This is a genomic window from Chryseobacterium gregarium DSM 19109 (genome assembly GCF_000430845.1).
Lineage (GTDB): Bacteria > Bacteroidota > Bacteroidia > Flavobacteriales > Weeksellaceae > Chryseobacterium > Chryseobacterium gregarium.
In genome coordinates, this window is sequence record NZ_AUMU01000002.1 from 392361 (window position 1) to 412702 (window position 20342).

General features: G+C 41.0%; 21 protein-coding genes. 8 read left to right on the forward strand and 13 right to left on the reverse strand.

The genetic code is table 11. The annotated features are described in order from the left end of the window. Positions 1 to 15 precede the first annotated feature (15 nt). Entirely contained in the window at positions 16 to 996 is a 981-nt protein-coding gene (locus H561_RS0104670) for a quinone oxidoreductase family protein (RefSeq protein ID WP_034761328.1), read from the reverse strand. 152 nt (positions 997 to 1148) lie between these two features. Between H561_RS0104670 and H561_RS0104675 the strand changes: the two genes are divergently transcribed. Further along, complete coding sequence (locus tag H561_RS0104675; protein WP_228372218.1) at positions 1149 to 1745, forward strand: Crp/Fnr family transcriptional regulator; 597 nt, start codon at positions 1149 to 1151, stop codon at positions 1743 to 1745. A 116-nt stretch (positions 1746 to 1861) separates the two neighbouring features. Continuing rightward, entirely contained in the window at positions 1862 to 2221 is a 360-nt protein-coding gene (locus tag H561_RS0104680) for a nuclear transport factor 2 family protein (protein WP_027385966.1), read from the forward strand. 344 nt (positions 2222 to 2565) lie between these two features. Here the strand turns inward: H561_RS0104680 and H561_RS0104695 are convergent, their stop codons facing one another. The 8 genes from H561_RS0104695 to H561_RS0104730 all read right to left on the reverse strand — a co-directional run bounded on the left by H561_RS0104695 (position 2566) and on the right by H561_RS0104730 (position 9032). Then, positions 2566 to 3237 (reverse strand): hypothetical protein, encoded by a 672-nt coding sequence (locus H561_RS0104695; RefSeq protein WP_027385967.1) that lies wholly within the window; start codon positions 3235 to 3237, stop codon positions 2566 to 2568. Positions 3238 to 3498: 261 nt separating this feature from the next. Next, positions 3499 to 4305 (reverse strand): hypothetical protein, encoded by an 807-nt coding sequence (locus tag H561_RS0104700; RefSeq protein ID WP_027385968.1) that lies wholly within the window; start codon positions 4303 to 4305, stop codon positions 3499 to 3501. 2 nt (positions 4306 to 4307) lie between these two features. After that, complete coding sequence (locus H561_RS0104705) at positions 4308 to 4919, reverse strand: hypothetical protein (protein ID WP_027385969.1); 612 nt, start codon at positions 4917 to 4919, stop codon at positions 4308 to 4310. Further along, entirely contained in the window at positions 4916 to 6019 is a 1104-nt protein-coding gene (locus tag H561_RS0104710; RefSeq protein ID WP_027385970.1) for a glycosyltransferase family 4 protein, read from the reverse strand. Before H561_RS0104710 ends, H561_RS0104705 begins: the two co-directional genes overlap by 4 nt. 5 nt (positions 6020 to 6024) lie before the next feature. Further along, positions 6025 to 6396 (reverse strand): hypothetical protein, encoded by a 372-nt coding sequence (locus H561_RS0104715; protein WP_027385971.1) that lies wholly within the window; start codon positions 6394 to 6396, stop codon positions 6025 to 6027. A 10-nt stretch (positions 6397 to 6406) separates the two neighbouring features. Next, a complete protein-coding gene (locus H561_RS0104720) occupies positions 6407 to 7321 on the reverse strand; it encodes a hypothetical protein (protein ID WP_027385972.1) in 915 nt (304 codons plus the stop codon). A gap of 4 nt (positions 7322 to 7325) precedes the next feature. Further along, a complete protein-coding gene (locus H561_RS0104725; protein WP_034761331.1) occupies positions 7326 to 8468 on the reverse strand; it encodes a glycosyltransferase family 4 protein in 1143 nt (380 codons plus the stop codon). Positions 8469 to 8477: 9 nt separating this feature from the next. Beyond that, positions 8478 to 9032, reverse strand: a complete 555-nt coding sequence (locus tag H561_RS0104730) for a LemA family protein (RefSeq protein WP_027385974.1) — start codon at positions 9030 to 9032, stop codon at positions 8478 to 8480. A 1115-nt stretch (positions 9033 to 10147) separates the two neighbouring features. Between H561_RS0104730 and H561_RS0104735 the strand changes: the two genes are divergently transcribed. Then, the gene (locus tag H561_RS0104735; protein WP_027385975.1) at positions 10148 to 10687 is read left to right on the forward strand and encodes a hypothetical protein; all 540 of its coding nucleotides are present in this window, start codon (positions 10148 to 10150) and stop codon (positions 10685 to 10687) included. A gap of 592 nt (positions 10688 to 11279) precedes the next feature. Further along, positions 11280 to 11720 (forward strand): NAD(+)--rifampin ADP-ribosyltransferase, encoded by a 441-nt coding sequence (gene arr / locus H561_RS24465; RefSeq protein WP_394330842.1) that lies wholly within the window; start codon positions 11280 to 11282, stop codon positions 11718 to 11720. Between the two features lie 22 nt (positions 11721 to 11742). Here the strand turns inward: arr and H561_RS0104745 are convergent, their stop codons facing one another. Both H561_RS0104745 and H561_RS23875 read right to left on the reverse strand, forming a co-directional pair. Next, a complete protein-coding gene (locus H561_RS0104745) occupies positions 11743 to 12057 on the reverse strand; it encodes a LytR/AlgR family response regulator transcription factor (RefSeq protein WP_081411626.1) in 315 nt (104 codons plus the stop codon). Positions 12058 to 12226: 169 nt separating this feature from the next. Then, positions 12227 to 12400, reverse strand: coding sequence for a hypothetical protein (locus tag H561_RS23875; protein ID WP_155845738.1), 174 nt, complete (start codon positions 12398 to 12400; stop codon positions 12227 to 12229). A gap of 313 nt (positions 12401 to 12713) precedes the next feature. On the opposite strand from H561_RS23875, the gene H561_RS0104755 reads away from it, so the two are divergent. Both H561_RS0104755 and H561_RS0104760 read left to right on the forward strand, forming a co-directional pair. After that, positions 12714 to 13454: a helix-turn-helix transcriptional regulator gene (locus H561_RS0104755; RefSeq protein WP_081411627.1), complete on the forward strand. Its 741-nt coding sequence runs from the start codon at positions 12714 to 12716 to the stop codon at positions 13452 to 13454. 71 nt (positions 13455 to 13525) lie between these two features. Beyond that, positions 13526 to 13888, forward strand: coding sequence for a VOC family protein (locus tag H561_RS0104760; protein ID WP_027385979.1), 363 nt, complete (start codon positions 13526 to 13528; stop codon positions 13886 to 13888). A gap of 176 nt (positions 13889 to 14064) precedes the next feature. Here the strand turns inward: H561_RS0104760 and H561_RS0104765 are convergent, their stop codons facing one another. Further along, positions 14065 to 14448, reverse strand: coding sequence for a hypothetical protein (locus H561_RS0104765; RefSeq protein ID WP_155845739.1), 384 nt, complete (start codon positions 14446 to 14448; stop codon positions 14065 to 14067). Between the two features lie 378 nt (positions 14449 to 14826). On the opposite strand from H561_RS0104765, the gene H561_RS0104775 reads away from it, so the two are divergent. Together H561_RS0104775 and H561_RS0104780 are read left to right on the forward strand one after the other, a co-directional pair. After that, positions 14827 to 17997 (forward strand): bifunctional cytochrome P450/NADPH--P450 reductase, encoded by a 3171-nt coding sequence (locus H561_RS0104775; protein ID WP_027385981.1) that lies wholly within the window; start codon positions 14827 to 14829, stop codon positions 17995 to 17997. 215 nt (positions 17998 to 18212) lie between these two features. After that, the gene (locus tag H561_RS0104780) at positions 18213 to 18779 is read left to right on the forward strand and encodes a Crp/Fnr family transcriptional regulator (protein WP_027385982.1); all 567 of its coding nucleotides are present in this window, start codon (positions 18213 to 18215) and stop codon (positions 18777 to 18779) included. A 206-nt stretch (positions 18780 to 18985) separates the two neighbouring features. Here H561_RS0104780 and H561_RS0104785 read toward each other — a convergent pair whose 3' ends face one another. After that, the gene (locus tag H561_RS0104785) at positions 18986 to 20125 is read right to left on the reverse strand and encodes a helix-turn-helix domain-containing protein (RefSeq protein WP_027385983.1); all 1140 of its coding nucleotides are present in this window, start codon (positions 20123 to 20125) and stop codon (positions 18986 to 18988) included. Positions 20126 to 20342 lie beyond the last annotated feature (217 nt).

Here is a 20342-nt window from a genome sequence, read left to right on the forward strand (position 1 = left end):
TTTTATGGTTTTTAATTAAATATGAAAGATGACAGAGCCGGTTGTTGCTCCCGATTCAAGATTTTGATGTGCCTTTGAGGCATCTTTTAGAGAATAAATTGCAGGCCTGATCTCACCGAATATGCCTGTGCGTAACGCCTCAAACATTTCGGTTGATGCCTGCTGGACACTTGCCGGATCAGGGAGATAACTGCCCAATGCCGGACGGACGAGCTTAATGTTATTCTTCTGCAGAACAGCCTCATCAATATCAGGCGTTCCGGATGCAGAACCGAAAAGCACTATCGTTCCCCCGTTTTTTACAACAGTAAGAGAGGGGCCGAAGGTATCTTTGCCGACACCGTCGAAAACCACATCGACGCCTTTATTTCCGGTAAAAGATAGTACTGATGTTTCTAAGTCTTCTGAGTCAAGCGTAATGACGTGGTCAATCCCGTGGCTGAGTGCAAAGCTTTTTTTACGGCTGTTTCCCACCGTACCGATAACGGTAGCACCCAATGCTTTTGCCCACCTGCTTACCAGGGAGCCTACACCGCCTGCTGCTGCGTGAACCAGTACCACATCACCTGCTTTTACCCGGTAGGCCTGCTTTACAAGCATTCCCGCCGTAAGACCTTTTGCTAAAATGGCAGTTGCCTGATCGAAGGAAACATCTTCAGGAAGTTTTATAAGATCTTTGGCATGGATCAGTCGTCTTTCCGCATATGCTCCCAGTGAGGAAAAATAATCTACACGGTCACCTACGGCAAAACCGGTAACCTCCTGTCCGGCTGCCTCGATCACACCCGCCGCTTCAACGCCTATGGTTGCAGGAAAGCTGCTGATGGGAAAGCTGCCGCTCCGAAACATTACATCGACAAAATTAAGTGCGATGGCTTCCTGGCGAAGCAGAACCTGATCTGCTCCCGGCTTACTGATGGTTTCCAGACCGTATTCAAGTACCGAAGGCGGGCCTTGTCTGTTGATGCGGATTATACCGCTTTGAATGTTTCCCATTTTTTTACTGTTTAATTGTTATGTTTTGACAGGACAAAGTTGCAGAAAGCCAGTTGTCTGGTCCTTGACAAATGCAGTAAATTGTTATTGACATTTATCAATCCGTAGCGATTGTTTTTGTATTTTTACTTTCATAATTAATTAAACTTCTCTTGACCACTATTTCTTTTGAGCCGTTTTTCAGCTATATCGAATCCAAATCTGCAATGCTCTTAAATGCAGACGAAAAGATGCTTCTACAGTCCACTTTCAAGGCAAAACATTTACGCAAAAGACAATACCTGTTGCAGGAAGGCGATGTATGTAAGTATATGTCGTTTGTGATCAGGGGTTCCGGACGTATGTATTCGGTGAATGAAAAAGGGCAGGAGCATATCATCCGGTTTGCGATAGAAAACTGGTGGCTGGGAGATTATGAAAGTTACAATTTCAATACACCTTCCCGGTACAACATCGAAGTACTGGAAGATTCTGAAGTGCTGATGATCGAACACAGCCTGATGCAGGAACTTACTGGGCAGCTCCCTGCAGTTGATCTGATGGTGAAGGCCATTGACAGAAAAGGGACTGTGGCTACACAGAAACGCATTCATTCTTCGATAAGCCAGAGTGCTGAAGAGCGCTATGATAATTTCATTACATCGTATCCGGAAATAATGAACCGTTTTCCTCAGGCTATGATCGCTTCATATCTTGGAATATCCCCTGAAACTTTAAGCCGTATCCGCAAAAATATGCTGAAGAAGTAATCAGGACAATGGATTGATAAATGTCAATGGAATTTCTTAATAAAAGTCAAAGGCTGAACGGGTAAAGTATTCATAATTTTACCGGTATAATGTAAGCAACAATATAATCAATGAACATGAATACATCATCCAATCTTTTAAAGGACAGCTTATTATTAATCTGGAACAACCGCAATTCGGCCGAGCGGCTTGCCTTAATGGAGAAAACTTACGCGCCGGATATCACATTTTTTGAAAGTGATGACAGTGAACCTTTTGTAGGTTTTTCAGCCATTGACAATCTTATTGAGAAATTACAACAGGACTGGCCTTCTGATTTTGAGTTTGTGCTTACAGAATCTCCCAAGTCTAATCACAACGTTCAGCACATCAGCTGGCAGCTTGGAATTCCCGGTCAGCAATCGGTGGCAACCGGGGCAGATGTGGCATTGATTGAGAACGGAAAAATAAAATTGTTATATCTGTTTTTGGGATAGCAAGCGTATGAATTTAAAGTTTACGAGAATTGTTTTGGGACTTTTAAATCAAGTTCAGAATAAAGATGATGTAAAATTTGACGAGAAGTTCATCAATGACTGTATGAGATATAAATTTAAAACCAGGCTTGGAATTATAATGATTTGAAACAGGTCATTAAAGAAACGGATAACGATTTTAAAGAATATATTAGCACCAAAAAATTCAGTAAAGATGAAATTATTGACTATATAAAAGGTTTTTATGAATATATGGAGACTAACAAATTATATATCAAAATCCGGATTAATCGGAAAGATTGATTTTAGACACAAAATACAATTTCTTAGATACTCTACACAGATCAAGGATTCGGGATGCTTTTTAAAAGCACTGCATTCCCGCTATGAAATGACAAAACAATAAACTTATCATTATTTTCCCGAATGCTTTCCTGCATATGTGGGTCAATTGAGGAAAATGAAAATTCCTTTTTATAGACCTTTTCTCCATTGGTGAACGCAAGGGGCAGCAGGATTGGTGTAGCATTCATTCCTTCCAGATCCGGCCTGAACATCTTATTTATTTTATTTTGAAGCTGTTTGTCCGGTTCTGCATCGATATTGAAAATCTTATCAGCCATACTTTCCAGGAAATCTTCATCATGCCTCATCCTACCGGTTGTGTATAGGCTGTAATAAACTTTAGTTTGGTCGTTCCCATATATTTTTTTAGCCAGGCATATTTTTACATCATCCAGTTTACCTAATACATTCTTTTTTACCCCTGCCTGTATCATCACTGCCGCTATAACGCAAATGACGATAATTGCTGTACTGATTTGAAAATAGATATTATAGGTGGGGTCTGTTTTTGACATATCATAAAAAAAGTAAGCGCCAAATGCTGCGATAAAGGCCACGACCACGGGCAACGCAATAAGTTTATTATATCCTAAGCTACCCTGATCAGCGTACGATTTTTTTAAATCATCATTGGTTTCTAACAGGTTTAATAAAGTAGGATTAAATACCATAGCGTAAAAGTTAATTTGCTTGATTAAGGGCAACTATTATACCATCGTTAGCTTGTTAACAGTAGATATACTAATGTAGTAAAGTTCAGGACCTGGAAGAGTTGAAGAAAGAGGAGAGGTTTGTTTTGATGGTTTTAGAAGCAACAAGATTCAACATCCTTTGAACTTGCCGGCCCGTGATCCGCTATAACCCGAAATTTTGGAAATGTCTTCACTATTGGAGTAAAGCTGAGGTTTTCTGCCACCTATTTATGCAAATATTCAGTCCGTTTTATGATGAATGGCCTTTCTCAGAAATTGGTCATCAAATGTTCTCGGAAAAGGACTGCAAATCCATTTTTTGTGATAAGGAACCAACATGTGAAAGGTATTAAAACCTGCGCCTGAAAATATTTTATCCGCATTGTCTAGCAAAGATTGAGAAGGTTTTTGTTGAAATAAAACCACATCTTCAGGGCTGATATTTTCCTGCGGAACAGCCGTTGCTGTTAAAATCAGAATTTTCTGATGGGTCCTGTACATCTTCGCGAGCCTGTAAAGATGAAGAACCTCAGACAAAGGCTGACTGTGGATGATGAGATAATAAGGCATTTCAATCGGTATAGAAATTCCTTCTGAAAGATTTTCCTGATAATCTGGATATAATATTTTTCCGGAGCGAAGCTGAGAGAGATCTACGCCTTCCTCCATTACAAAAATCTCATCAAAATCAGGAATGCTGCGATTTTTTTCAAAATAAGAATCTGATAAAATCCTCGATAACAATATCTTTTCCCCTTGAAAATGACTTAATAATGAAGACAATTCGCCATAGAATCCTGCAGGGAAAACATCTGCAATAACGGTATTGATATTATTTTCAGAAATTAAATTCTCTACAAAAGGCGAAAATTCCGCAGAAGAAAAAAACAAATCTTCCTTTACCATCACATTCCACTCTGAACCCCAAAATTCTGAAAATTCCGAATTGGTCAGCAAAATGCAGTTTTCCGTAGCATAATTTTGACGTTTCAGAAAAGAGGTCACCCTTTTGAGATGACCTAATCCTGAACCATATGCGTAAATCAATATCACTTTTTCTGATAAAGAAATTCGGTAAGAAGTAATAATCTTTGATCCATTGGAATCTGATCTATACTCAATATTCCCAATGCAAAACTGTCGGAGGTTTTAGAAATTTTATAAGCTGGCTGCCCGTTTACAGAGATTTCATTTCCAGCAACTTTCATTGTGTTAATGACTTTTCCGTCTTTGGAAACTTCGATCGCGCCGTTGTTACTTCTGACTTCATAAGGATTCAGATTCTCTTCGTTATCGGCAATCTTAATTTTGTCCGGATAGGTTTTTACTTTCCAGAGGAGTTTGGAACCGGCATCTCTCAGCTTGTATGTATCATCTTTGAGTTTTACTTCATAGCGCTGGGTACCATTGCTGTAATATTTCCTTTTGTCTTCTTTTTCTTTTGCCGTATACGTTTCCGACCCCAACTGAACTTTCGGAGGATTCACCGTAAAACCACCGATTGCTTTCCCGCTTTTATCAGAAATAATATAATCTGCAGAATAGCTGCCGGCTTTGGTTTCTGTTTTCTCCGTCGTCGAAGAATTGCTGGTTGGGGTCTCCTTTTTGCAGGAATTTAAGCTTAAAAAAGACACTAAAAACAGGATTGTAATTTTTTTCATAATTTGAATAGGTTTAGATAGTTTTGTATTTCATTTTGTTCTGTAAATTTCTGACTGACCGTGTTGTAAATCTCATTTTTCATTAATTCCTGATCATTTTCAGTTAAATGATGATAGTGAATCAAAACATCCAGCAATGCATTGGCTTCCAAGGGATGATATAAAAGCCCCGATTTTTTTTGCCGGATAATGTCCGGAATCCCGCCGACTTCGGAAGCTATAATCAGCTTTTTTGATGCGCCGGCTTCTAATAAAACATTAGGCATTCCGTCATATAAAGAAGGGATGCAGACCATATCTGCCATCGCATAAAAGCTGCGCATTTCGTATTTGGAGGCAAACGGAAAGAGTTTAACATTCAGATCAAAATTATGGATAAAAAGTTTAACTTCTTCGGGCAGATCACCGATCATCCAGAGTTCGTATTCACTTTTAAAATGAAACTGGTCAAAAGACTCGATGAAATGCCGGATTCCCTTCTTGAATTTAAGCTGTCCTGCAATCAGAATCACCTTTTTGTCAGTTAAGTCCTGCTTTCTTTGATACGTGTTCTTTCTTTCATTTTCATTAAGGTTCCAAAAAGAGGCATCAATTCCGTTCGGTGTATAAAACACTTTTTTTGAAGGGAAAAGTTTTGCAATTTTCCCCTGTTTCTCCGTACAGACAGACAATATCGCTTCCGAATGTTCCAGGGCATAGAAAAGTGAGTTTCTCTTTTTGGAAAATAAGCCTTCGTCAAAATCATTTCCCCGGATACAGGTGTATAAAGGTTTTCCAAAAAACTGGCTGATGACAGGCGTCCACATCATAGGCAGGTATCCGCCAAAAGCTATAATGGCATCTACATCTAAAAATTCCTTTTTCTTTTCCAGGAATAATGTCGCCAGATTCAGCGTATATTCTTCGGTATCATAGATGCCAAGCGCGCTGTAGTTTCCACCGGTTTCCGTTTTTACCACATAAGGCTTCTGCCGGTTGGAAAAGTGCAGGACGTGGACTTCACAACCTTTTCTTTTCAGATTCCGGACAATCCTTCCACAGGATTCTGCCATTCCGCCTCTGGACGGAGGATAGTTTTGGGTTACCAGCAACAGTTTCATAAAATCTAACTGTCAAAAGGTGAAGAGTCACTGGAATGATCGGAAAAATCGGTGAACAAAACCGTGTCAAACAGTGCGCCGTACTGGCTTGCCATCGTCACCAGAAACGGATATTCGGTATGGAACCTGTTCATCATTTTTTTCCTCCAGACGGGCCGGTCCGGCGAGTATAATTCGATTTTGGAAGTCAGCCTGGGATCCAGAACGGCTTTGCACGTCAGACAGAGTTTTTGATCTTTGCCATTTTCATTCTGACGGAAGATATGGTTTTTGCAAACATTTTTGTTGCAGTTTGCGCATTGTTCCGTGGCAACAGCAGGACAGTCGTCCACGAGAAACAAACCTAATTTTTCCTGACAATTTATATTTTGATCCATAATCTCAGTCTTATTTTAAGGTAAAGCATCCGTAGCAGATATTAAACAGGTTAACGACCTCCAAAGAAAAATATTCTACGGAAAACAAAGGAGTGGAATTGTACTGATAGGCACTGTAATCATCGGGATTTTCGTCCTTAACATCAAATTTTCTCCGCGCTTTCATATAATAAAAAGATTCATCTTCTTCCAGCTGGATATCAGATTTATCAATGTCGGTTTTCAGCTGATAGATGGATTTCGGAAGTTTTAACTTCAGAATAAAAGGATAGACAGATTTGTATTTCTCCTTTGTTTTTCTTTTCCCGCTGAGTCCTCTCTTGTTGATAATGCGTTTTCTCACTTTTTCCACAAAGCTGAAGCTGACTTCTGCACCGTCTTTCAGTGTGCAGTATCCCTGTCCAATTTCTTTTTCATAAAACTCCTCTTTGCCGGAGATGAAACCAGGTGTTTCAAATGTAGCGTCCCCTGTAGATTTCAAATGTTCTACGCCTGCCAATGTTTCCTTCACATTTGCGGTAAAATGGATCGTGCCCAATTGTGGAAGCTCTTCTTCTATCAAGGTGAATAAGGCGGAAAAGTAATCCGAGAAAAAGTCATAGCCATCAGTATAATTCTTTCTGAATTCTTTTCTGTATCGCAAATCCATCACCAGAACGACCACAAACAAAATAATGTTGACTGCAATAAAGTAACCTGGAACCAGAAAGAACATTGCAATGGCAATAATAGCATACGCAATCCAAAGTGTATTGGTTTTTTTCTTTCTCTTTTTGAGGGACAGTTCGCGTTGCAAAACGCACATTCTGAAGAATCTGATCCATTTCAGAGGTGTTTTTTTTGAACTGAAGCCACGGTGCAGATGCGCTCTTTCAATAGGCGCCATATCTTCCGTAGTCAACTGGATATTATAATATTCTGCCATAGTTTTACATTAGGTTTTGATATACTTTTTGTAGCTTTTCATTGTGATGATTCCAGGTAAATTGCTGCCGGAACCTGTTGAATGCATGTTCAGCTTTCTCGTTTGCCGACTCCGGGTTATCCAAAACAAAACGGATGCAACGGCTGAGATCCAGCTCATCTTCCGGCCAGAAAAAGTAGGCTTCGTCTTCTGTCAGCAATTCTTTGGTTACGGGCAGTTCTGCGGCAATAATAGGCGATTTACAGGCCATAGATTCCAGGATTTTGATCGGGCAACACCCCTGCACCACATTTCGGTCTCCGAATTTTAGCGGGGCAATGGATGCTTTTGCATGCTGGATGATGGAGTAGAGCGCATCTTTATCGAGTTCATATCTGAAAATGACCTGATCCTGAATTCCAAGATTCTCCATTAATTTATGGTAAGGTTTTGTTGCCTTTTCTTTAACGGAAGAGCAAATAACCAATTTCAGGTTTGGATAATCTTTCAGATACCGGAAAGATTTCAGCAGAATGTCCAATCCTTGCCACGGTTGCAACGCTCCGAAGTAAACGAGATAATCTACAGGAAGGCCAGCCGGTTTTTCTGTTTTTGGGACTGTTTCCGCACCATTGGGAATGACAGAGATTTTATCCTCAGCAATCGAAAATTTTTCGGTCAGATATTTTTTTGTGACTGCAGACGGCGTTACGATATGATCGCAGGCTTCAAGGCAGGTCAGTTCAATATTCTGGATTTCAGCAATGAGGGAAGGTGTTAGGAGGGGAAATCTTACCGGCAGTTCTATGGATGTCAGGGCATTGACTTCAAAAACTGTTTTGAGATGAGCTTGATTGATCATTCCCAGTCCGCTCCAGATATCACGGAACTGTCCAATTCCTTTTTCATCGGAAAGTTTCGTGCAGCTGTAGACTTTTTCAGAAAAAAGCCGGGCCCTTTCCAGGTAATTTTGAGCGTCGTCTTCGTAGAAGAAAGGATAGATTTCTACATTTTCCGCCAGCTTGGCATCTATAGCAGAATTGCCTTTCAGACAGTACACATCTACTTTATCCGCAATTTCGGACAGGGCCTGCAAACTGTGGCTGATGTGCGTAGACGCACCTTTGCTGGTGGGGAAAGCATCAAAACTGGCGTAGTAGGATTTCATTATTTGAAGTTAGAAATTAACTTTCGTCACCTCGCGCTCACTCGCATTCTGAATTTCAAAAAATTCGGCTTTCTCAAATTTGAAAGCATTGGCAATCATGTTGGAAGGGAAGACATCAATCGCAATATTATTCTCCTTTACCGTGCCGTTATAGTACCTTCTTGCCATCTCGATATCATCCTCCAGGGCATTCAAATCCTGCTGGAGAGAGATGAAATTACTGTTGGCTTTCAGGTCCGGATAGTTTTCTGCCACCGCAAACAGGTTCATCATCGCATTCTGCATAGTAGATTCCGCTGCGCCCTGTTCTTTGGCAGACTGCGCTCTGCCGGAAAGATTTCTGGCTTCTATTACATTTTGCAAAACCGACGATTCGTGTGATGCATAGCCTTTTACTGTTTCCACAAGATTAGGGATCAGGTCATTCCGCTTTTTCAGAAACACATCTATCGAGCTCCACCCTTCCTGCACGTTGACCTTTTTATTCACCAACCCGTTGTACACCGAGACCGCCCAAATGACAGCAATCGCCAAAACAGCAGCGATAATTCCGACTGTAATCATGATTTATTTTTTCTACAAGATAAAAAAAATACCACAAGGAAAGGAAAAAATGTTGTAAAATTCTTTCAATATAGATACGGGATACCAAAAGCATCAGGATGGCAAAATGTTTCTTGATGAAATATGGGTTAGAGAATACAGCATAAAGAAGCGGAGGAATTAAGGGATTGACAAAGCGAGGTTTTCAACGGACAGTTATATGTGTCTTCTACCAATTTCGTCTATCGGCTCGAAGACGACAAGCTCGTACCTGTTGATTTCGGGGACGAATTTGTACAGACCTGTTATCTCCTGAGCGCAGCTGATGGGATCATGTTGTCCATAGGGGGGAAGGATGTAATGGAGTTCGATGGTTCAACCTGGACGCGGCGTCTGCGAATTGATTAAGCGGCTATCTTTAATTAGTTAACAATTTTAATAAGTGGATTTATTGTAGAATTAATTTGAGGAAAACACAATGTGATCAGATTCTCAGATTAATTGAGAAATAGAATTTATAGCTGCCGGATTTTCAGGCGTACTGTAATCTTCCTTTGTACTTATAACTTAATTATTTTAAAATGGTGGATTTTTCGTATTACTATTTAATTGTCGGATAAAAAATGTAGTTTTAATTTATTCATTATTTTGAATACTTTGCTTACCCAATATAAATCTGACAATGTATTCTTCCTTTTCTCGGTATTTAATAGGTGGGATTATTATTTTTCATTACCTCAGAGAAAACAATAAAAAACAGGTATGGCCATAATACACTCGCCTGGTTTAAGATGATTATATTTTTATTACTTTTGCCCTGAGCATTTTAACAGCGGGAAACCAACACAATGGGTTCTCACATATGTTTACGTCAAGGATGGTAAAAATCTGGTAAGTGGAGTAAGTGTTAACTATCCGCCTGCCAAAATTGTCTCTCGCTTAAATCTGATCGTAAAATTCCTATTGTAATTACAAAACGTATTTGTGAAATAGAAGCTATGTGCCGGTCATATAAGTAATTTAGTCACCAAATTTATAAGTTGATGTATTGATTTCAAATTAATTTTTACACTATATTGTGAAATATGGTATGCCATTTGAATAGATGAGAAAAATAAAGTTTTAAAGGATAATGAATGGAGGAAATCAAAGCCAAAAATATAATAGAGAAGGGTGAGCATATCCATATTTACATTCCTGCCTATAGGTTTTATTTATTTGCATTTTTCTTATTATTGGGTGCTCTCGTACTGGTAGGATCTAACGTATTCATTTATCTTTACGAGCCTGAGACCTTTTCATCTTTATGGATCAGGGAAAGCCTGATATATCTTGGGGTGATGGCCTTGGCATTGCTGTTTATGGGATATGAATTTATAAAATTGAAAAGATGCTTTAAGAGCCCTCAGATGTTGATCTGCAAAAATGAAATTCGCTTTAAAATAAAGGATAAGGGAGGTCCGCTGCTTACTTCTGATTACGTTTCCCTGAAATACAAAGATATTATTTCGGTTATTTATCCCCCCGAACGGGATTGCAGCAGAACGCTGACATTTCTGACTGAAACACAACGGTATCCGGTGGGATTGATACTTGAAACTGAGGAGAAAAAGATCGTATACCGGATTTTGCAGTCAAGACTTACGAGTAATGCACGCACTGTAAATGAAGATTAGGTTTTTTCGGGCAGATCTTTTTGATCATTATATCTGTAACACACGGAGAAATAAATTTCATACTGATCCTGTCCATAGGTAATTGGTTAAGACCATTTTTCATCAAATTGATATAGTGCCAATGCTTACTACCAAAGTAATAGCATAATATGCTTTATTGGTATTTACTGTGTCATTTTACACTAAAATAATCTTACGCCAAATCATTTATAGACGTATGCGCATGAGCTTCCCTATATACAAAAGGCGTTTTTTTCCGTTATTTTTGTGAATAAATATTCTAAATATGGAATTCAACCCCAACAATCCGGTCATCAAACTCTGTATGAAAGGCATGCACCTGAAGGAAACAGGCAGTCCTGAAGAAGCTGCTCAGGTATTTCTCCAGGCATGGAATGAAGCATCTGACGATTTTGAAAAGTTCATTTCTGCCTGGTACATTGCCCGGCTGCAGAAAGATGTTCATGAGAAAATACATTGGTATGAAACCGCATTGGAACATGCTTTGAAGACTGATAATGAAACGGTCAAAGGGTCTTTTCTGACTGTTTTATATTCGAGCATCGCTAATTATTACGAATACCTTGGCGACATGGATAATGCAAAAAGGCATCACGACTTAGCTTTAGCTTCGATAAACCGGCTCAGCGATAAAGGTCCCTTTTATCACGGAACAAGAGCAGATCTGAAAGTGGGTGATCTTCTGACTGCAGGCCGTACTTCCAACTATAAGTCGGAACTCGTCATGAACCACATTTACTTTACAGCGCTGGTTGACGGGGCAGGGCTCGCTGCTGCGCTGGCCGGTGGAGCGGGTGCGGAACGGGTTTATCTTGTTGAACCCACCGGAAGTTTTGAAGATGATCCCAATGTGACCAATAAAAAGTTCCCGGGCAACCCGACGCGTTCTTACCGCACCCGGGAGCCGTTGAAGATTACTGGTGAAGTAACAGAATGGCTAAGACAAACTCCTGAACAAATACAGCAATGGCGGGAGAAGCTGGCGAATAATAAAGGAGACATTATCAATTAATGGATTAAGGCTGAAAAGGGATTCATCCTTTGATAATTTTAGCCGGAACTTCTTTGCGCTGATACCTGCTCACCGGCAACTGATGTTTTTTGCTATATAGGGTAGGGCCCTCAATGCTATCGACCTTATTTTTGACAACAATGTATGATTTATGAATCTGAATGAATTCCACGTCAGGTAGTTTTTCAAGAAGACCTTTAATGGTTGCATGAATGATAAGTTTTTTGTTCTCGGGATCAATGGATACATAATTTTCTACTCCTTCGATAAACAATATTTCATCAAAAATTATTTTCTCAAGCCCACCATTTCCTTTGATAAATAGATAGAGGGTCAAAGAATTATTTTTTTTCGTCTGCTGCCGTGCTTTGTAGGACGAAAGACGTTACATGTTGTTTTATCTTTGATATGAGACGGGGAGGAAATACATTTAGATTCAAAAACTCGGGCCGTCACAGAAAGACCTATTGTCTTTCAAAGTACCGTTGCGAGGCTCCCGATATGCATTAACCTCCTTTACGGCCACTGCCCTGTACTATTTTACTTACTTTTCCAGGGCGATCATCACCGTTTAATTTTGACAATTCTTCAGAAACGCCGTTTTGCAAATCTTTCAATTGTTCCTGCAGCTCGGCTGTATTCGGAACCTTTGGAACTGTGCTTTTAGTTTTATCTTTCATGGCTATTAATTATAGGTTGGTCGGAATTATCTATGAAAACCGGATGATGAAATTTACAAAAAAATAAGCAATGATTAACACCTGCATCAAAAAGTCAGGAAACTTAGCAGGATAACTATTAAATAAAATACTTATTTGGATATTCCTTCGAAAATAATTGACAAGAATAGAGATGTTCGCACCTTTATGCTTGATGCATGAAGCATAAAGAAAGTAGGGGCTTACTTACATCCTTCGTGGGATCGGGTTATTAATACAGTTTAAAAGTGATCAGGACCTACCCGTGAAAACCATAGAAATAGATTAATTTCGCATGATGGGCTATAAAGAGATAAAACCACATCCCGGTCTGATAGACTATATTGATGCTTTCTGGACAGTAACTAATAATTCAGCAGCACCGGTATCTGGCAAAATACTGCCTGACGGCTGCGTCGATATGATCTTAAACCTGGGAAAGGATTGCAAAATGGACAACAGCCGTTTACCTCTGCAACATGGGGAGGCTTGCCTGGTTGGCACGATGAGGCATTTCAAGACCACTGAATTGCATCCTGAAACATGCCTCCTGGGAATACGCTTTAAGCCATCTGCCTTTCCATCATTTTACAGATTTGCATCTCTGTATGAGGTTACTGATATGACCGTTCCGTTTGAGAAAAAGCTTTCGCCTGTTCATGACCGGATTATAGCCGATGGCCATGAATATCTCAATCAGTTTTTTATTGAAAAACTTTCTACCCGTCCGGTCAGTATCCTGACACCGATCATAGAAGATATTAAAAGATATAAAGGCATCATCAGTGTAACTGAACTGGCCGGCCGGCATTACTGTACGGCCAGGCAGTTAGAAAGACATTTCAGACAGCATATTGGGATCAGTCCGAAAGAGTTCATTAATTTAACCCGGTTTCAGTTCGTAAAAGCGGCTATTGAACAGAAACCATCCCATAAAAGTATGCTTGAGGTAGCCTTTGAATACGGATATTACGACCATGCGCATCTGGCTAATTCTATAAAGAGTTATACAGGATCAACACCTACCCAGCTTTAATCATGTCGCATTTTTCCAAAGTACGGAGCTGTATTGTTTCTTAGATTTGCATAACAAAATATAAAAACATCATGGCTCAGACACCTATTTCTGCTAAACTGAAAAATAACCAGATCCAGTATATTGAATTTCTCTCGGGAGACCTGCAGGCGGCAAAAAAATTCTACAAAGAATGTTTCGGCTGGAATTTTACGGATTACGGTCCGGATTATACTGCATTTGAAGGCGATTATGTTGATGGCGGCTTTGCTCATGGAGAGCCCGTTAACGGAACCGTTTTGGCCATTCTGTATTCGGATGCAATCGAAACCACGAAAAATAAAGTGATCAGCTCGGGAGGGAATATCGTGAAAGATATTTTTACCTTTCCCGGAGGCAGGCGTTTTCATTTTACGGATCCTGACGGCTACGAACTTGCTGTTTGGTCAGAATAGATACAACATAACGAAGCCTATATCGTTAAATTACTGCCAGTTTATCAAGCAGTGGTATTCGATATAATCGCAAATTGGGGACCCTAAAATTTTTAGTCGAGAATATTGCCTTTCATTTACGATGGTCCTAGGGTGATTTAAATTCCTGTTCCTAAACCGGTCTTTTTATAAGATGGTTATTTTGCCCTTGTCGCGGTATCAAATGAGAAAACCAGCTTGTTCTGATCAATCTCTTTCAGTGGAATCTCAGGAGCATCCTTTCCGAGGCCGCCGGTAAAATAAACAGATGCCTTATGGGTTGAGCCTTTTTCCAGCCCATCTTCAAATAAAGCAATGCCGAACAGGTTACGGTCGACTTTGGAATGCGCAATAATGCTGACGGTCCCCAGGTTATACCTGCCGTTATTTTTTAAGGTAACCACTCCGTTTTTATACGTATAACTGAGTCCCTTGACCGTTGCCAGGTAGGTTTTGTCTTTGCTGGTAACCGGCTGATAGGTCTGTGCACAGCACGAAATACCGGCAATGAATAAAAATAAAGATAATACGGTTTTCTTCATGGGTTTATCATGTATATAAATTAAGATCAGCGAAAAGCCTTCCAAAATAAAGCTGATCATCGTCTTTTTAAAACTTTCTTCATGATATTGCTGTTATCCTGCAGCCATTATGCTCTTTAAACCCTCAGCTTGTTCTGTATACCCGGTGAGCTTATTATGGCATCATAATCTGAACTTCTGAAAATGTACTGTTTTCATCATCTGCCCAAATTTAAAAACTATATTTTTAAATGCTCCGGTTTTTAAAGGAAGATTACAATATCCGCCGATTCCCATTTTCAGATCTGACTAAATTAATGAAACAGAATCATTTTTTAAGATATCTTAAAAAATAATTTCTTTTATGTCCTGATCTTTATATAAGAAAAAAAGGAAACAATGATGGAGCAGATACCTCAACCCAAAGTATACCCTATTATAAAGAATGTTCTGGCTTTAGATGCGGATGCACCTGTACAAAGCTTAATGCGGCTGGCTGATACCTATGGCAGCATTTTTAAATTCCAGGTTGGAGACCAGACGGCAGTCGTAATCTCGGATCAGGACCTGGTAGCCGAAGTCTGCGACGAATCACGGTTTGACAAGAAAGTGCATAAACCCCTTGAGAAAATAAGAGACCTGGGAGGCGATGGACTGTTCACCGCTTATACCGGAGAAAGCAACTGGGGAAAAGCGCACCGGATTCTTGTTCCGGCATTCGGGCCGGGCGCGATTAAAACCATGTTCCCTCAAATGCTGGATATTGCGGAACAACTGCTGCTTAAATGGGAAAGGTTAGGACCGGAAGCATCATTGGATATACCCGATAATATGACCAGGCTTACACTTGATACCATAGCACTCTGCGCATTCGATTTCCGTTTCAACAGTTTCTACAACGAAGAGATGCATCCTTTTGTAGGCGCTATGATACATGCATTGCAGGAAGCCAGCCATTACATCAGGCGCCTGCCCATCATAAACAGGCTGATGCTTATTACGAAGAGAAATTATGAACAGGAAATCAGCCTGATGAATACCGTGGCAGCCGATATTATCGCCAACCGGAGGAAATTGCCTCCTGAGCAATGGCCTGACGACCTTCTGTCTTTGATGCTGCGGGGCAAAGACCCTTTATCGGGAGAAGGCCTTGATGACCGGAACATTGTCTACCAGATGCTGACCTTCCTTATTGCAGGGCATGAAACCACCAGCGGCATGTTATCATTTGCGGTTTATTTGTTGTTGAAAAATCCGGAAAAGCTGAAAAAGGCGCAGGCAGAGGTAGATGAGGTCCTGGGAAATGATACGCCCCGTTTTGAGCATCTAAGCCAGCTGGCCTATGTGGATCAGGTACTTAAGGAGAGTCTTCGCCTGTGGCCGACCGCTCCTCTGTTTGGCCTTTATCCTTACGAAGACACCGTGATCGGAGGCAAGTACGGGATTAAAAAGGACGAAGCGGTTCTGGTCCTTTTGCCTTCTCTGCATCGGAGCAGCAAATCTTGGGATGGCAATGTAGAAGCCTTTGAGCCTGAAAGGTTTGATGCTGAAAAAACCAATAAGATGCTGCCCGGAAGTTATAAACCGTTTGGGAACGGCCAGCGTGCCTGTATCGGCCGTCCGTTTGCAATGCAGGAGGCTACCCTTGTACTGGCAATGATCCTTCAGCGTTTTGACTTACATGAAACCGATCCCGGCTACCAGTTAAAAATAAAAGAGTCCCTCACCCTTAAACCGGATGGCTTCTTTGTTAAGGCGGTGAAACGTAGGGTCAAAGCGGTCAGCCCGGATGCCGTTCGTGCTGATTCCGGGCAAACGGCCGCAGAACCTGAAGCCATAGTAAACCCGCAGCCACATCATACTCCATTACTGGTTTTATTCGGGTCCAACAGCGGAACGTGCCAGGATTTTGCCTACCGGATCACAAAAGACGGGACCGCACAGGGATATGACACGAAAATGGCCGCTTTGGACAGCTTCGCAGGAAACCTGCCGGCCGCCGGAGCAGTGGTTATGATAACCGCATCTTATGAAGGGCTGCCTCCGGATAATGCCGGAAAATTTGTCAGTTGGCTGAAATCTGCACAGGATGACAGTTTACAGGGCGTTCAGTATGCTGTATTCGGGTGCGGGAATACCGATTGGAACAGGACGTATCAGGCAGTGCCTGCCTATATAGACCATCGATTAGATGAATTGGGGGCGAAGCGGCTAAGGCCCCGTGGCGAAGCGGATGCAAAGCATGATCTGTTTGGGGACTTTGAAAGATGGTATGACTCGCTTTGGCGGGATCTTGCCATCCGTTTTTCTTTACAGGTGAATACAATAAAAGAGGCGGGCAGCTACTCGGTAGCGGTAGTAAATGATCTAAGGGCAAGCATTTTAAATGAACCGGACATGAAACGCGGCACTGTGGTTGTTAATGAAGAACTGGTTGAAAGGTCCGGGCCGGATACCCCTTCAAAAAGGCATTTGGAAATAGCATTACCGGACGGCATGACTTATACTGCCGGTGATTACCTGTCTGTATTGCCGTTAAATCCACCCGATAAGGTGGCTGCCTTATTAAAAAGGTTCCATTTGGATTTTGATAGCCAGGTTATTGTCAATACGGATAATGCAAATACACCACTCCCTAAAGGCTATCCCGTTAAAGCAGGTGACCTGATCAGTCAGTACGTTGAGTTAAATCAGGTAGCTACCCAAAAACAGATTGATAAGCTGACTGAATATACCCTGTGCCCGCCGGAGAGAATAAGATTGGCCCGATATGCCGGTGATGAGTCGTATCGCAGTGAGGTTTTAAACAAAAGGCTGAGCCTTACAGACCTATTGCAGCTGAATCCCGCCTGTGAACTTCCGTTTGAAACGTTTTTAGAAATGCTGCCCGCCATGAAAGCCCGCCGGTATTCTATTTCTTCATCTCCTTTATGGAACGGAAAGCACTGCACTTTAACGGTAGCAGTAACAGACGCACCGGCTTTTTCCGGTTTAGGAAGGTTTAAAGGGACGGCATCCGGTTATCTGGCCGACCTGCCTGCCGGGTCGGGAATTACCGTACAGGTAAAACCGTCGCCTGAAGCCTTTCATCTTCCTGAGGATATTTCCCGTCCTGTTATGATGATTGCCGCAGGCAGCGGGATCGCTCCTTTCAGAGGTTTTATCCAGGAGCGTGCCATCCAGAAAGCAAACGGGCAGCCGGCCGGGGAAATGATGCTCTTTTTCGGATGCCGTGCAGAAAATACAGACTTCCTGTATCAAGATCAGCTGCGAACCTGGGAAAAAGAAAATGCAGTCCGGGTTTTCCCCGCTTTTTCGGCAGCACCCCAGGATGGTATCACCTATGTACAGCACACGGTTTGGAAACACAGGGAAGAAGTAAAGCGGTTATTCCTGAACGGGGCCACTGTTTATCTCTGTGGCGATGGCAGGTACATGGCCCCGGCAGTCCGGGAGACCCTGATCAGAATTTATCAGGAGATCATCGATTCAGATTTTGAAACTTCATTAAAACACTGGGAAGAGCATGTTGAACAAAACAACCGTTTTGTAACTGATATTTTTGAGTAAGCATGAATGCCCGGTTCCCACATTGATTTGTTTAGCCTGTTTGTCTGCCCTTATACAGAATTAATGTGATGTTTCAATTATTAAGAATTATTATCTTAGCGAAGAGGTCCCTGTTCTGGCAAAGGGTGAGATGAACCTACGGTATGAGACATGCAGAGTTCCTGTCTTTCAATCATCAGGACCTTCCAATGTTAAATAAAAAATTATAAAAACAGATGAAACTGGTTGACTATCTTAAAGAAACTGTTGGGCTCCCGGGTGATTTGATCACCTTGCTCGATCACCTTTTCGAAACAGAAGATCTGCCGAAAGGCCATGAACTGCTTTTGGAAGGAAGCAACTCAAAGAAGTTTTTCTATCTTGAAAGCGGCCTGATCCGGTTATATTATCTGAAAGACGGTAAAGATATCACCCATCATTTTCTTCAGGAGTGCTCCATCTATACCCCTATTGAAAATGTTTTTCTGAACCAGTATTATCCTTATAACCTTGTACTGGTCGAAAACAGTGTGATCAGGACGGTGGATTTTTCCCTGATCGAACAATATGTGGATACCGAGCCCAAACTTCAGCGCTTGTCGCGTTTCCTGGCCGTATCAGCGATCAAGCAGCTTTCAGACCAGCTTCATTCGATAAAATTTCAAACGGCGCAGGAAAGGTATAAGATTCTGCTTCAAAACTATCCCGGCATCCTCCTGCGGGTCCCCCTGGGCCATATTGCCTCCTACCTTGGGATTACCCAGCAGACCCTGAGCGTGATCCGGGCAGAAAGCGGAAAATAGGTAAGTATTGAGAAGGCATGACGTCTTTTATATTTTGACGCTTTGCTTTTTTTTGGAGAAGATACAGTAGGATACCTTGGAGTAAACATTCTGTATGGCCGTTGATCAGTTATGAATCTGTAAAATTAAAAAGATTCAAGAGCTTTCAAATGCTGATTGGTAAGGGGAAGTCCGCTTTAAACCGACTGACAGGGGAGGTCCAAATCTCAGGCCACTTCTCTATTTCGGTTTTTAATCAGGTTTTTATAATATTCTGAAGGCGTCTTTCCGCTAATTTCTTTAAAATACCGGTTAAAAGATGACTTTGATTTAAAACCCGCATCGTAAGCAAGGGACAGGAAGTTGATCGTCTCATTTTTTTCTATCGCTTCCTCAATGCTGCTTTTAAAATAACCGATTCTGTATTCATTGATATATTGGTAGAATGATTTCTTTTGATAACCGTTGAGCATTTCACTGATCTGATACTTGTTGATCCTGGTCTTGAGAGCCAGTTGATCCAAGGTCAGTTCGCAATCCCGGAAAAGTTTTTGCATCCGTACCGGTTCATCCAGTTTTTGCCACAGCTCTCTGAATTTTAATTCATAGTCTATGGTGTGGGCAGGTGTTTCTTCATTTAAATCCGTTATTTCTGTTTCGGTCTGATTTTGTAAAACAGCGGCTGCAGGATTTCCGTTTTGCACCCTAAAGCTTTTTCTGATGATTAAAAGACAGATGACCAGTAAGGTGAAATAAGTGAAGCTCCTGATCACGATATTGATCATGCCTGTATTTTGCGGAAAACCCAGCTCCAGTATTTTGGAAACGGGAATAAAGGATTCTATAAAAAGAATACAGCACGAAATCTTCATAATAATGCCGTACTCAACAGGATGAAGCAATGTCCCTTTGTTTTTACCGGCAATCAAAATGCTCTTTACAGGATAGTAAAGATTAATGACGAATATTAAGCTCAGGCTAAGATTATTATATAAATCCAACAATTTTTTATCAACCCTGTTCAGAATCAAAAAGACACCGGAAATGGTAAAGTAGGCAACCATTAAAACAAAAAACGGGAGAAAAACATACCATTTTTCTGTGACCGGAAAGCCTTTTTTTGTTTTTCCTAATGCGTATAAATAGATGATCGGACCATAACACACGGAGATAAACGTATTCATTTGCTGCCTGATACTCCGGTCAGGTACATAATTGAAAATAATAAACTTGATGATCAGGTGCACGGCAATGGCAGAAAGCAGGAAAATAAACAGATAATTGGAGGATGTTTTTCTGTCCCTGGCCAGCAAAAGCCAAAGTGCAACAAGTGCCTGAAATGCTCCTATGATAATAATATACTGCATCCTTTATTTTGTACAAATCAATGACAATTACATCACTTTATCGCTTTTGAATTATTATCTATTTATTAAAAATTCCATAGCGGATTAATATTGGGTTCATGAATAAATAACAAACCGTTAAAGAGAGGTAATGTTTTGTTAATCAATGGTATAAACGTGCTTTTCCAACGAGTGGCACGCGGGGCCCGCTGGTTTTTTCTGTGGGACGAAAAGAAGA